Genomic DNA, 14,863 nt, shown 5'->3' with positions numbered 1-14,863 from the left:
TTTTAATCGCTTGAATATGACCGTAATTCTGCATAAACGGGTTGTACATTTTAAAGCGGTTACTCACTGTCCAAGACTTATTGTCTCTGGTCCCCTTTATTTCTCCGTTATAGTTTTTTGTCTCAATCACAAAGAGTCCTTGCGGGGTAATGACCACATGATCGATCTGCGAATATCCTGTACGGGATTTCGGATTAGCCACCATGAGATCACTTACGTATTTACACCCCTTAGGAAGCTGGTCAAGCTGAATGTTAATCTTATGCTCTCCCAGCTCTCCGATCCGGGTTGGCTGAACTTTAGGCTTAAGTTTGCGGCTAGATGTTTTAGTACTAGGTTTGGTAGGCTTCTTATCGGGAGTATTCGATTTGAACATCGACATTAATTTCTTTAGCATATTGGAGCTCCGTTCTTATGTATTAATGATTTAACCGATCCGTTTCTTCTTTCCCAGGCATTCAGTTACAATCCAAACATTATAACATCCATGCACCCAGCAGTAGTTCGCTGTGTCTACTTTATCAATATGTAATAACAATTTAGCAAGGGACTAGTTATTCCCAAAAAATCTTCTTTAATGCCTCTTTGGTTTCCTGAGGGCGTGTTGTCGCCAAAATTGCGCAATTAAGTGCTGTAGAAAATCCCAGTATGGTTGTTGCAATTCCATTCCCTAAAGATTAAGTACTTCTGAATCTCCTTCATCAGATATGCATAAGACATCGCTATTGATAGTAAGCGTTATAGTGATGATAACGAATAAAGACCGTTTGGATGTCAGCCCACATGATGTACTCCAGGCCGCCGGAAGTCTGCTCTTAAGCTCAAATATATTGAGGGCCAGAACTTTTCAATAGCTCATGGACACCTTGGAATATAATATCGCCGCAGCATAGAACCAGGTCGGGATTAACGACCCTGATTTGTTGAAGAAGAAGCACGCCAGTCTCCTGTCTATGGCGCTCGACATCTGTATGAATGGCCTTGACGCCACCTGCAATCTTCTTTACATTTGCAAAATATACTTTCGGAAGGAACTCCTCCGCTTCTTCCTTGACGTATAGATAACGCTGCTCAACTTCACTAAATTCCGGGAATCCCCTTGGGCTTAGGCTTGCTTCCGGATGTTTTCTCCCCTTTCCCGTATTTCTCCTTCATTACATCATAGAACTCTGAGACCTGATCACTCGTTAAACCTAACTTCTCAATGACTTGTTTAATCTCCAAATGCATTGCACGGTTTCTTGGTTTCATGGGATTCCTCCATCACTAATTCCTCTTATATCCATAGTTTAAAGAATAGTGGTGACATGGGAATGCCAGCAAACGTAAGTTCGGCAAGCAAAAAGAGAAAACAACCCACTTTCGTTGGTTAAACCTTAAGGAAGTGGGTTACTTTCGTTGTTTATTGATGTTGCTTATTCTGCTTCAATCCCATGACCTGGCTTCGAGGAATCAATGGGTTATGATAGACGATGTAAGCTTTGTTAAATCGATCAAAGTAACTGGCTTCATGGGATTTCGGCGTCAGAATGATCATTTTTCGATTTAATTCACGCACATACAGATCAAACACCATATTTTTTCTTTGTTCATCAAGCGCACTATCAAATTCATCGAGTACAATAAATCCGGGATTGGATTGCAAATTCTGCAGAAGGGACAGGGCGAACATTAAGGAGCACAGCGATTCTTCCCCGCCCGATACCCCTTTGCCAACTCTTCCGCCGCGCGCTTTGATGCTGACATCTTCCAGCTTGCCTCGGTGCCCTTCTTTCCGGGCCCTGATATACAGATAGAAGTGGGTTCTGCCCTGCTTGTCCTCATGAGAATCCCAGTCAACCTGTCCTTCGAACTGAAATAATGACATATAGGATCTGAATTTCTGCTGAATTTCGCTTACACGCATACTAATGGTTGTTTCCAACAAATCCTGCAGCTCAATGGTGCGCTGTTCATCCGATTCTAACAGGACCTTGGTTCTTTTATATTCATCCTCAAGCTGATCATAATTATCCTTGGCAATTCGGTAATTCTCCGGGGCTGCAGGATCAATGTCTTCCTTTCTTGCTTGGTCAAAGGTGACGCCGCCTTTCTGCAGATCTGATTGAAGCGTGATCAACTTCACTTTGTCTTCCTTGCCATACTGCTCAGCATAAACCTGTTTCGCCTCGTTAAAAATCTCGGGTACTAAGGCTTTCATCTCTTCGATCATTCTAGCAAGTCTTAATAGCTCTGCCTCAGCATGAACCTTACCTTCTTCCGATTCATGAAGCTGGTTAACGATATGCTGCAAGCTTTGATTCGCAAGGGACAGTTGATGCTTCACGTCCGCGATCTGACGCTCAAGTCTTCTTCCTTTGTTCTCCAATCGTCCGAGGCAATCCTCCAACTCCTGTAATCCCTTTTCATTCTCCGCAATTTCATGGAACAACCCACTCTGTTGTTCTTGTTTTATCTGAAGCTGCTCAAATGTCTCACGTTGCCGGCCAAGCTTCTCATAAAAGGCTGACTCCTGCTGTAATATCCTGTGTCGGTGATCAAGCTCTACCTTAGCCGTTAATAATTCCTGAAATTTCAGAGTCAATTGACCCTCCGCTTCTTCCAGCTCCTCCAGTTCCAAATGAGTTGCCTCAAGCTGGGCCTTCCGTTGCTGCCTTTCATATTGTGTCGTCATGAAAGCTTCAGCAAGACGAACCTGATGAATCATGCCCCCAAGAAATTGACTACGCTTGGTTTCTTCCTGAACAGCTGCCGCAATCTCTTGCATTTCCGAACGAAGCTTGTTTATTCTTGACTCAACCTGTTTCTTGCGAACCTCCAATGCACGAGCACTTAAAATATACTGCGGTGGTTCTTGATTTCCGCGAAGGCCAGCGATATCCCGGAGAACGTGCTGTTCGATTTGGACCGATGAACTCTGAAACCGCTGCTCCACCCACCACAATGCCTTGCTCGCATAGTTGGTCTTTTCTTCCGAGAGTTCAGGTTTCACTCTAAGATGAAGCTCTGGCAGAACGGTTACCGAGCGATCGGGAACTACAGAAAGTAATGGGACATGATACAGATCGTTTGGAGGCTTAATTCCATCACCGCTGCCGCTAAAGAAAACCGTATATTTAATCGTATTAAATACATCTTCATGCCTTGGGTTGGCTGAATCGTCCAGTTCAATAAGCTCACTAAGCGTAAACGCAGGAATCCCTAATCTCTGAAAATATTGAAGAGACATTTGCTGCCTGAGCGTGATCGTCCGATCTGCACGCAGATTTTCCAGCTCCTCCTCCAAGGCTTTCAGATCCCTCTCAAGCTCATAAAGTCGGTTCTTTCTGCCCCTGATCCTCTCTTCAAGCTGATCGATTTCCATCTGCACCTGATGACTGGAAGTATATTGTTGTAATTTATCCCGGTGTGCAGCTTCATCCGCTTCATCCTTACGAAGAGTCGCCTTAAGATCGCTTGCTTGATCCCGAAGCTCTGACAAACGTCGCTCCACCTGTTCTCTCTCTTCCTTGTTGCTCTGTTCTTGCCCGGCTAATTCATGCAGACCGAAACGAACTTCCTTTAATTCCTCCATGACTTGCTCTTCGGTTCGTTTGACGTACCTCCCTTCTTCCTCAATTTGGGCGATATCCTGTTTCAGCTTTGCAATCTCTTCATCCACCTCCTCTTTAGCTTGCCGGGCCGACTGCATTTTTGATTCATGCTCATGAATCTGCGAATCTACAAGCTGTTGCTCCTCGGCGCATCGTGCCAGTTGTTCCTGGAGATCCGCCTCAGCCTGCATCATGGAAACCTTCTTTTCCTGTTGTTCCTCCTGCTCGTATAACAGCTGCTCGATCTGCCGTGAATAGCTTTCTCTTTCCTGCTTGAAGAACCTTTCTAGACGAAGAAGCGAAACAGAGCGTAAAATCCCGCCTTCTCTAAGTCTCTTTCTATTATTCTCATATCGATCCAGTTCCGATTTCATAATCTTCAAGTTTTGCTTCGTCCCAGCCAGCCGTGTCTCTGCCATGGATAGCGATTCTCGGGTTTCCTTCAGCCTGGACATGCTTTCTTCCCAGTTTCTCTGCGCATCGGTAATGCCATGCATTTCACTGAAAATTCGGAACCGCTCTTCCGGCGACATCGTCGCAAACTGATTTACCTCCTGCTGGTACCAGATCAAATAGAACAAGTCAGGATCAATTTTGTAGACATATTGCAGCTCTCTTCTATACTTTGTAAAATTGTATTCTTTGTCTCCCGGGGTGTAGTGCTTGCGCTCAGTATAATGATCGGGTTCAACCCCAGATTCAATCATAAATTCTTTCCGAATCGGTTCACCTGGTTCCTGCTTGATGAGCAGCGTGAATTCGATATAACGAGGAGCATCAACTCGCATGGATCCTTCATTCAAAAATAGAATCGAGATTCGCGCCCTCCACGTTTGGTCAGAGGATAGATTTCGTGATCTCAGCCCTTCCACTTCTACCTTGGAGGAATAGAGAACAGCCCCCATACAGTACGTAATGGTCGATTTTCCCGCTCCATTAGGTCCGGTAATCATGACATGATCTGTATGACCTGACAAATCTAAATAAGCAGGGTCATAATCTCGTATTCCCGAAAAAGTAAGCTTCCATGGAATCACCTCATTCCCCTCCCGTATGAAGATTGTATCGCTTGAAGAACTTAAGCACTTCCTCTTTACTCAACTGATTGGACTGACTGAATTCGGCAGTCCTCCGTAGAAAGGAGTCCGAGAACAGATTTGCTCCGATCGCAGTTAATTGATACGCACGCTCTTGCGAGAATTCCTGATCACTATATTCCTCAATAGCCCCGATTTTCTTGAGTGCATCCAGATTGTATAGCAGCTTCTGATTCGCTTTCATCGTTTCATGCCCAAGCGCATGCAGCAGTTGATCGAATAACGTATACTCATGCTGCAACACCTCTTGCTGATAAAAAATATAAAGCAGCAATGCCAGACTTTCTTCAGACAAAGTACTTCTTGCCGCTCTAGCAGGGACTCTCATCATAATAATGAGCTGGTCCCGTCGACGATCCAGGATGAGCTTGAAATACCTCCCTACCACCTGATTGACTCTAACAATATAAGAATCCAACGCTTCGCTATCATTTACAATTCCGAGCTGCCTCTCGACTTCCTTTCGAGACAAACCGAAATTACCTCCCCGCAATGTTGCGGACGAGGAGAATAAAATATTCATAAACACCAGCTCCTCCTGAGGGCTTAACACTCCCTTTAATCCCTGAAGAGCCTGTAGCGTGTAATAGTTCTCTGTCGTCTGGCTTTCTGTCTGATCCTTGTTTTCCTCAAGATTCATCGCTTGCATCTCCCGGTTTCCTTTTGTTGATCTTCCAGTTTCGATCGTTGGGATCAATCCATTCCCAAGCCTTCTCCGGCCACTCTTGAGCCTCAAGCACAGCCTTATTCATCCATACCTTGTCATTTCCTATCAGGGCTGATATCGCCATCAAAGAACTTATTGCATCTGACCAGTCAGGACCTGAAGCTTCGACCATGATCTGTTCCAAGGATGCTTCACCCGCTTGTTCGAGATAATCCTCTACTTCCTCTGTCCTTATCATCGATTTCGTCATCAGCCATGCCGAATCACCAATAACATCCTGGAGCTCATCTATGGATATATGATCCAGCTTGTAATCAATAATCTCTTCCTCTTCTTCAATCGGCTTCACCTTAGGTTCATATTGCTCCAAGTAATGAATTGAATCTGTAATATCCGCTGCGGATACAGGGGCTGCAAACTTGACCGGAACCCATAATCCGTCCAAGGCTTCCCCCTCGTATTGATCCTGTTCCATGAAGCTTAACATCTGATAAGGATTAGGGATATCGGAATCCACAGGGGGATTATACATTCGGGTTATAAATTCACGTACTTTCTCAGGCTGAATATAGGAGGAAAGTACAGTTTCACGCATTGTAGCAAATTTCAAATATTTATTCGTCATGCCAAGACTGAGACTGGTTCCTTCCGCTAATACCGTTGTACCCTTCTGCATCAATGAAGTCAGTACCAGGCTGTCTTCTAAGGTTTGAAACTGTTGATAGCGCTCCTCCAGCTTCCTTTGAAGTTCCTCCATCAACCCGTGAATGAGTTCTAACTGCGGCAATGCGTTTCGATCTGCCAACATTTCAAGCTCTCGTTCTTTAAGCAGCTGGATGGCATTCTCCACATTGCGAATCATACTGGCGATCTTATTCCCGCCTGAAATGCCATGGTCATCGTAAGCTTCACTAACCTCCGCATCTCGCCTTGCTTGGAACAAAGACCGTCCAATCTCATCCTGCATATAATAAGCCAGCGAATCATTCGCTAAACGAACCATAAAATCCATCATTCGCTTGCCTACGTCACGCATCTTGATCAGCCTGGACTGCTTGGACAACCAATTATACTTGACCAGAATATTCACAATTTGTTCAATCTGCTTCTTGGAAGGCGGCTTGGGATCGGTATATTTATTCCTGTAACGATAATATAAAGTATCTGCATTCTCAATCGGTTCAGCCAGGCCAAGGGCCTCCTCGTTCAGAAGTTGAATAATCCGCAGAAATTTGAAAAGCTCACCCGGGGTTAACCATTGATGAGTTCCGAGATCGCTGAGCACACCTGCCAGATAAGAAATGTCCCGCATCGATTGGTATAACTCCGGAGCGCTGTCTTCCTTCTCAAACACCGAGATTAATATGCGATCCATCTCTCCCAATCTGACTCACTCCCCAGTATCAACTCTTGTTCTATACGTTCATCTTTCAATAGCAGATCATGCATATATTTCTCATACTGTTTAAAATCAGTTACGACAGAATGCTCGTGACAAATCCATTTCGTGGTCACTCTATCGTTACACGCCTCCTTCACAACGGAATGCAAATGGCGGGCGATGATAAGTCCGGCTTCATCATAATCGGTCCATATTAATACCTGCCGGATCGTAACGCCTTGAAGCAGTTGCTGTATCAGCCGGATATGTCCACTTCTGAGCTGTCCATCAACACCAATCACTAACGCCCTGTTGTTCTTTACAAACTCCCCTTCCGCAGCGAATCTCGTGAGAATCGCCCGGTTCTCGATAAGCCAAATTGTTTCAGCTGATGTCGAATACTCATCCTGGTGAACCGATAGATCGGTCAATGCATGCACAGGCCCTGCCAAATAAGTTGAGTACCTTCCTGTCATTTCACCGGTAAAATAAATGGGAGTGATCTGTCCGAGACTGTACAGCCCCATTAAAGGCAACGGACACCCTGCCCATTCTTCTATTTGAATCAAGAAATCATGCTTGTACGGATCAAACGTCTTGGAACCGCCAATACGCTGATCATAATTCGCGCCAATCTCTTTCCAGTCAAATGACCGCTTACGGACAGCCATCGAGACGAAGGCTTGAATGAATTGCATAAATAATAAACGTCTTCTTCCTGTCCAGTTCATAGGGAATTCCGAGGCATTATAGAAGTCTTCGAGAGAATAAGACAATAGCGTGTTCACTATCGAAGCCAGGCGCTTCATTTTTACTTTCCGTTCAAGAAGCCATGAAGGAGGAGGATTTAACATCCCCCGAGAATCAGAACTTTCTAGCGCATCTATTGGGATAAGCTCATTACCAAGGGCTCGCTGCAGTTCGCTCCACTCCCGGACTTCAGCCTCTTTCTTGGTATCCAGAATTTGTTGCTTATATTCATATAATCGAAGTCCCATACGGTAGCTAATCCGCTCGATTGTTTTTTCGTCCAATTTGAAACGATACTCCTTCATAACCCATCCCTGTTCCAATAGGCTGAAGGTAGCTGAGTTTTCTGCCAAACTTGCCTTCTTTCCGATGCTCCATTCAAGCAAGCTCATCTCAGGCAACGGGGTGTCGTCATCATAGCAGCTTGAGAAAACAAACATAGCAACCTTTCTGTAAGTTCTTGTTGTTCTTCTTATAACATGAACTTCATGAAGAACATCGATCGAGTTGTTCGTCTGAAATTCCTGTTGACTCCAGTCCAACACCTCGCCTTTCTTCAGGAGATGCTGTTCGATGTATTTCTTGATTTTCTGAAATCGATTTATGATCATGTATACATACCTTCTAAATATATTTTATAGGGAAAAGCCGCCCCAATAACTCAAACGAGGGAGCGGCTTGTTTACCATCATGTACGATTAGTGAATCAACAACCCCACCTTTTGCAAAACCTCATCCAGGGTCTCCTGTGGAACTCTGCAAATAAACCTGGCTCCGCGAAATTGCCAATCGAGGCTCTTGATTTGATCAGAAAGGATAACCCCTTCGATCGGTAAATCCTGTGGAATATTCACCTCGAATGGGTAGCCCTTAGCCTTGGAAGTTACAGGACAGAATAAGGCTAAGCCGACTTTTCCATTATACGTCGCAGGTGAGAGGACAAGAGCTGGACGTTTTCCGGACTGCTCATGCCCAGATTTGGGATTAAACCATACCAAGTCGCCACGATCAGGAATATAATTTTCTTCTACCATGGCTCTCGTCCTTGCGGATCACCTGTTTGAACCTCGGAATGGATATTATCAGGCGTTATATTCGAAAGTAAATCTTCCAGTTTATTGGTCCGCGGCTTGATGACGAGATGACCATCTTCAACGTCAAGATCGATTTCTGAGCCTTCCTCAAGTCCTATCTCCGTGGCCAATGCCTTTGGGATACGAATGCCTAAACTGTTACCCCATTTTTGAACTTGTGACATATTATCACCTCGAACAATTGTTTATACAAAGTGTCAACATTATCTTGAATGAAGTCAAATCATCGACCGTTAGGTGAAATTTAGTAATCCATGATCGACTAACACTTGCTTTACTTCACAACCACCCGCTGATTTTCATCTTCATAAGCGAAGCCCAGCTCAATAGCTCTTTGAATCCCCGATTTAATCGACTTCTCCAGAGCACTACCGGACCTAGCGTATCCGAGCGCCTTAACGACTTGTTTCGTTAACTCAACATATGGAAGACTAATTTGAGAAGACAGAATGGATTTCACGGCAACCGCTACTTCTTCCGGCGGTAAATCTTCGGCCATTCGCCGCTGAGCGTCATCTGTGGCTACTCTGTAAATGCCATACTCGGATGGTTTTATTCCCTCTGGCCACAAGAAGGTCATTCCGTTCCCATCCGTATGTGCAGGTTGTATCTTCATCAACAACTCTGTAAACCTCTGATCCAATCGTGCTCCCAGTCTGGTAATGCCCCATGCCTGTAAAATGCGTTTTGTAAGTAAACTCCGGCTGATAGGTCCCTCTTCTTGAATGACCTTTCGGATTTGACCCAAAAGGAGCTCCGTCGATTCCGGGGAATGAAACCAATCCGACCCTAAAGAAACAGCATCCAGAACGCAGACATGGTAAGGGTGCATCTCTTTCGGTTTCTGGGGCTGTGCAGGTTGAACATGATGATCCTTATCCATGCTTACCGGAGGATTCTGTGAACGATCAAATGTCACTTGTTCATGAGTCACTGCCGCTTCAGCTTGGGACTGAACCCGTAGCTTCTTGACCTCTCTTCCTCGCTTAACAGCATCCACAATACGGCTCACTACGGCTTCTCTATTGTCCCACCAATCCGGACTCCACACCCTCAACAAATTCCAGCCAAGCTGCTTAAGCACTTCTTCCCGCAAAATATTTCGATCCCGTGCAGATTCTGCATTTTGATACATCGGTCCGTCAAGGAGAATCCCTAATGCATAATGATCGGACTCAGGGTCCAATACCGCTAAATCAATGCGATATCCCGATGCCCCGACATAGAGATCCGCTTGGTATCCGCGCTTGTTCAATTCAGCGGCCAGACTTCGGTGAACATGCGAAACCTGAAGCGCTTGAGACGACGCCTCGCTTGCAGGCAGGATCCGTTTTCCTTTTTCCGCATACTCAAGGAACGCTTTTAAGCCTAGTACACCTTCGCTGCTGATCCTGCTTGCATTCAGGTGATGGGCGTGCAGTGTTGAGAATACCAGCATTTCGTACCTAGCTCTTGATACGGCAACATTTAACCGCCTCCAACCTCCCTGCCGGTTTAATGGGCCAAAATTCAGGCTCACCTTACCGTTTGCATCAGGCCCATATCCTACTGAGAACAAAATAACGTCCCGTTCATCCCCTTGAACATTCTCAAGGTTTTTGATGAATAGGGGTTCCGGCATTTGCATCATCAGCATTTCCACTTCCGGTTCTTGCTTCAGTACTTCTTCAAGCATATCCTCAATCAAGGTTTGCTGAATGGAGCTAAACGTGACGACACCCAAGCTCTGTTGACGCAAGACCGGATCCTTAATGCGGCGAACAATCTCAGCAACGACAGCCTCACCCTCCGCTCGATTCTGTTTCGTACGTCCCCGATCATAATATCCTTCGACAGGGCACCATTTCACACTTGAAACGGGTTCATCCGGAGATGGGAAGGTCATTAACTTATTTTCGTAGTAATGAGCGTTACTGAAAGCGATCAGGCTTTCATGCCGACTGCGATAATGCCAGGTCAGATGTCGCTCCGGCATTCCAAGCGCCAAACAATCATCCAATATGCTCTCCATGTCTTGCAGCGCCGGTTCCTCTTCCTCCGTTTCCTGACGGCTCTTCGAAAAGAAGCTCGTTGGTGGCAGCTGTTTCGGATCACCTACGATAACAGACTGTTGTCCCCTTGCCAGTGCCCCAACCGCTTCTGCCGTTGGCACCTGAGAGGCTTCGTCAAATATAACCATATCGAATGGGGACCGTTCAGGATCGAGGTACTGTGCTACAGAAATCGGACTCATCAACATGCAGGGCACTAATCGTGGCAGCAAATTCGGAATCTGTTCAAACAGCTTACGAATCGACATATTTCTCCCGCCGCTGCGAATCGCCCGCTGAAGTATGCCGGCTTCCGAACTTTGCGATGCTTCCTGCGTCATTTGAGGCACTATCGAAGAAAGCCTGGCCACAATTTCTTGTTGGGTTAGTCTCGTATATTCCTCGTCAGCTTCTTTGAAGCGAAGTAGGGTCTCTTCAAATACATTGCCGGAGAATGACACGAATTGCTCATCACGCGCAATGATGTAATTTGCTATTTTTTTATAGAGTCCACGGTCAAAAGCGTCCTTCAACTGGTCATTAGATAGACGCCCTTCTTCGTATGGAATGACAAGAGGGAGAAGTCCTTGCTCCTCCGCCTGCGATCGCACTCTTCGCCACGTACACCAATCTCTCAATACATCTAGATGAGATATCCATCCATTTGCTTTTTCCAGGAGATCATCGTGCCAGTCCAAATTCTGAGACTGATGCGCCATGCGCTCAAAGTCAATCTGCAATAGATCGCGGAGCTCCTTTTCCTGATTCTTTACTTGTTCATGACTACGGAGTATAGACTGTATCGATTGATTCAGCGCAGCATTCCCACGAAGCTCAACCATAAATTCTGCAATCTGTGTTCTTGCGTGATGGGCATCAGTAGTATTTTCAAACCAAGCCGTTAACGCTGCATGCAATCGATTCAGCCACTCGCAAGTCTCTATGATGTCGTCCCACTTGCCTTCGTCATCCCAGATCAGCGAGGAACCAAGGAATGGAGCGGATTCGTCCCTTGCTCGACTTAACTTCTGTTCCTCTTCCTGCAGGGAAATGATATCCAGCAAGTGAGATCTGACATCCTGCTTGGCTATCCCTTGACCGGGAACCGTCATTTTCTTCAGCACATTAAAAATGCGATTTTGCCCAGCCCATTTCGGAAGGAACCATTTTAGCTCCAAGCTATCCCAAGTAGATAACATCATTTGGGCATCTAAACGATGAGCCTCTGAAGTGAATAATTTGGAAACCTTACCTCTAATCTCGTCTCGGCGTTTGCCCTGAAGTGCTGCGGCCTTTAGCCTTTCGACCGATTCTTCGAGATTGATCTCTTGCATGAGGGCAGGTTTAATATCCGGTACACGGCTAGCCAGCTCACACAACTGTGCAAGTATGAAGATTTTGTCTTGAGTCATCGGAAGAGCTCCAAGCTTGAAATGCTTCAGCGCTTCATTCATCGCTTTCTGTCGTCCCTCAAGCTCTACGATGTAGCTCTTTATCAATACTTCTGCGTTTGCCTTCAGCTCCTGTCTATAGGATGTAACCTTAGAGTCCGCCCAAGGATGCTCGCCCGGATTGCCAAGGGTAGCCCCAGCTGCGATTAATTGAGCAACCGTGTCATTCCATACAACCAAGGTATCCGGGTTCAGTCCTTCAATCGCTGCGTCATTGAACGTAACGACATCCGGTGCTTCACCCGCCCTCTCATACTCCGCTATCGCTTCAAATAAAGATAAGCCAAAAGCATGTTTTCGATGAAGGGCTTTTACATAACCGTTTAACGTCTCTCTCAACTGGAACAAGCGATCTGCTTGTCTTTTCCATGACTCGCTAGACTGTATCCGCTGCACATCAATCGCATTGCTTAATTGGTCAAGGACTGCTCGCTTTGTGCTTTTGTTGGAGTGAAGTTCCAGGCAAAAAGGGCCCAAACCGATCTGTTCTAATCTTCGCTGAACAACGGACAATGCTGCCATCTTCTCCGCTACGAACAGCACTTTCTTCCCATTGGCCAGAGCACTAGCAATCATATTCGTAATGGTCTGGGACTTCCCGGTTCCTGGAGGGCCGTGCAGCACAAAGCTTTGCCCCTTAAGCGCCGCGCGAATGGCCGACAATTGTGAAGAATCCGCACTAACCGGAATCAACGAGTGAGCCGGATGCTCTTCATCGAGCAGCTCGGGCTTCACTTCCACAGATTCCTGTAGCTGTAATTGCCCCTGAATAAGGCTTGCCACCACTTGATTCTCTGCCAATTGATCAGCTCTCGTGCGAATGTCATTCCACATTACAAATTGCCCGAAAGAAAACAATCCGAGATTAGCCGTTTCCTCGATGTCCCAGCGGGATACTTGAATTAATGCATGTCGAATAACGTTAAAGATCTGTTTCAAGGCAATGCCTTTCTCATCCCTCGGAAGCGGGTCCAGGCCATCAATGCCGATACCGAAATCCTGCCTTAGCATCTCCAGCAGTGTAATATTAATCTGCGGTTCTTCATCCCTCGCCCGAATGACATATCCTTGTCGTGAAGATTTTCGCAAAATATCTACAGGAATCAGCACAATCGGCGCATATCGAGGAAGTTCGCTAACCGGTGACTCATACCATTTCAAGAGACCCAACGCAAGAAAAAGCGTGTTAGCCCCATTCTCTTCCAATGAAGTTCGGGCAGACCGATAAATATGTACAATTCTTTTCTCTAGGTCTTGAGCATTCAAATCGGCTCTCAGTCGTCTCCGGACGAATTCTTCCTGCAACAATTTAACGAGTGGGTGATTGGCATTCACACTTTGATACAAGCTGGCGTTTCGCCCGTTATCCTCCCAGTCACTGGGCCTAGCCAACAGTTGAAATTCATCGCCGTCAGCCAGCGCATCTTCTAAATCTCCCAACTGGGCAGAAATGACCGGAATGCTCGACTTGGTTAAGCGAAAATTGAGCAGTGAATTACGAAGCGTCAAATCTAGCAGCTTACGTTCCCATTGCTTTTGCCGCGTTGTAGGCTGCAACGAATCAACTTCCAATGGTTTTTCCAGCACTTCCAGAAGTTCCGGAGCAGCACTTTCATGGATCTTCGTCTCACGAGTCTCCTCAATGACCCATCCATTTGTCGCCTTCGTACGCAGTGGTAACGGTCGTATGGCTGCTGCGCGTGCTCTTCGAATATCGACCAGGCCATCGAATGAATCGGGATCTCTCAGATGCTCCTCGGCTAGCATAGCCGCTTGATCAAATGGAATATGATCCCCCTTCACCATAGCCGTAGACTCCACCACACAGATTTCATTTATTCCCGCTGCGAGCCTTTTCGTTAATAACGATATATCATCTTGAACCGTCTCCGAAAACGTCTCCTCTACAAGCCAGACTCCGGCAAACGCATGCCCTTTCGTGAAAATGATCAGGGGATGTAGACCCACCGCCTCCATACAAGCAGCATAGAGCATGGAAAGATCCAGACAATTTCCCAGGCCATGCGTGAAGATGGTCTCAGGAAGACGAATACGCTGACCGATCAACTCAAAACTAGGAGGAGCCACGCAGTAGGAAATCTTGCGATTCTGCAAAGCAGAGTAGATTGCAGCGGCCTGCATACGTACCCGGTTGGGATCCTTACTCTGATAAGCCGTAAACGAAGGGCTTCCCGACCATTGCTCCAGAATGGTGCCCGCCTCCCTTACGATCTCGGCCACTTGATGATGATTCGGCGTGACGAAAGCAGCGGTCATCTCAGGCAATACGGCAAGCCCACTCCATTCATCAAAGGCAAGGACGGAAATCGAGCCGCGCTGCTTGAGCAATTCGGTGTCATTCTGCCATACCGTCAATGTCAATGTACCTGATATGCGTTCCGACAAATCCCCCAAAAAAGAGGTCGACATATGTAAATCAATTGTACCTATATCCAAGGATTGCCCTGCTGGAAGCATGTCAAAATCCTTCTTCCATTCATATGCAAATTGCGGCTCAGATTCTAGCTTCACCGTGATTCCCTTGATATCTTCACCTGTTGTATTCGTTAAGATGATGCTCTTCATAACAGGAACATGGTTCTGCTGCATAGCATAGTTCACGGTTTCGCTGTACAACCATTCGCATGATATTCTGCTCTCCACTTCCATATCCTCCTAATTCTTGTTTCTCAGTCCTGTAGACCTACAGCGATTGCCAATTAGTTCTATAATAACACTAAATAATGGGTGTATCTGCTTTATTCGACATGAAATACGAGAAAATCAGAACCACCCGTCA

At 46.1% G+C, this 14,863-nt stretch carries 9 protein-coding genes and 1 pseudogene; all 10 read right to left on the bottom strand.

Going from position 1 to position 14,863, the window contains the following annotated elements; all coding sequences use genetic code 11:
- A partial coding sequence (locus tag CHH67_RS24075) for a nuclease-related domain-containing protein (protein WP_144029317.1) occupies window positions 1–397 on the bottom strand: 397 nt, incomplete at its 3' end.
- Window positions 398–1,080: 683 nt separating this feature from the next.
- Entirely contained in the window at window positions 1,081–1,251 is a 171-nt protein-coding gene (locus CHH67_RS26375) for a hypothetical protein (protein WP_179292217.1), read from the bottom strand.
- A 151-nt stretch (window positions 1,252–1,402) separates the two neighbouring features.
- Window positions 1,403–3,574: an SMC family protein gene (locus CHH67_RS24070; RefSeq protein ID WP_244908316.1), complete on the bottom strand. Its 2,172-nt coding sequence runs from the start codon at window positions 3,572–3,574 to the stop codon at window positions 1,403–1,405.
- Between the two features lie 45 nt (window positions 3,575–3,619).
- Window positions 3,620–4,630: pseudogene (locus CHH67_RS27250) on the bottom strand (AAA family ATPase); the annotation flags it as partial.
- A gap of 1 nt (window position 4,631) precedes the next feature.
- A complete protein-coding gene (locus CHH67_RS24065) occupies window positions 4,632–5,330 on the bottom strand; it encodes a hypothetical protein (RefSeq protein WP_095267907.1) in 699 nt (232 codons plus the stop codon).
- Window positions 5,320–6,732, bottom strand: a complete 1,413-nt coding sequence (locus CHH67_RS24060) for a hypothetical protein (protein WP_095267909.1) — start codon at window positions 6,730–6,732, stop codon at window positions 5,320–5,322. Before CHH67_RS24060 ends, CHH67_RS24065 begins: the two co-directional genes overlap by 11 nt.
- Complete coding sequence (locus CHH67_RS24055; RefSeq protein ID WP_095267906.1) at window positions 6,717–8,099, bottom strand: DUF2399 domain-containing protein; 1,383 nt, start codon at window positions 8,097–8,099, stop codon at window positions 6,717–6,719. Before CHH67_RS24055 ends, CHH67_RS24060 begins: the two co-directional genes overlap by 16 nt.
- Window positions 8,100–8,186: 87 nt before the next feature.
- Window positions 8,187–8,522, bottom strand: a complete 336-nt coding sequence (mazF, locus tag CHH67_RS24050) for an endoribonuclease MazF (protein WP_095267905.1) — start codon at window positions 8,520–8,522, stop codon at window positions 8,187–8,189.
- Window positions 8,516–8,746, bottom strand: coding sequence for an AbrB/MazE/SpoVT family DNA-binding domain-containing protein (locus CHH67_RS24045; RefSeq protein ID WP_095267904.1), 231 nt, complete (start codon window positions 8,744–8,746; stop codon window positions 8,516–8,518). The genes mazF and CHH67_RS24045 overlap by 7 nt, the downstream gene beginning before the upstream one ends.
- 110 nt (window positions 8,747–8,856) lie before the next feature.
- On the bottom strand, window positions 8,857–14,727 hold the full coding sequence (locus tag CHH67_RS24040) for a DUF3320 domain-containing protein (protein ID WP_218832081.1): 5,871 nt from the start codon (window positions 14,725–14,727) through the stop codon (window positions 8,857–8,859).
- Window positions 14,728–14,863 lie beyond the last annotated feature (136 nt).

This window comes from Paenibacillus campinasensis (assembly GCF_002272015.1).
Classification (GTDB): Bacteria; Bacillota; Bacilli; order Paenibacillales; family Paenibacillaceae; genus Paenibacillus_AQ; species Paenibacillus_AQ campinasensis.
Note: the sequence above shows the minus strand (reverse complement) of the source record. Positions and strands in the feature narration are given on the sequence as shown.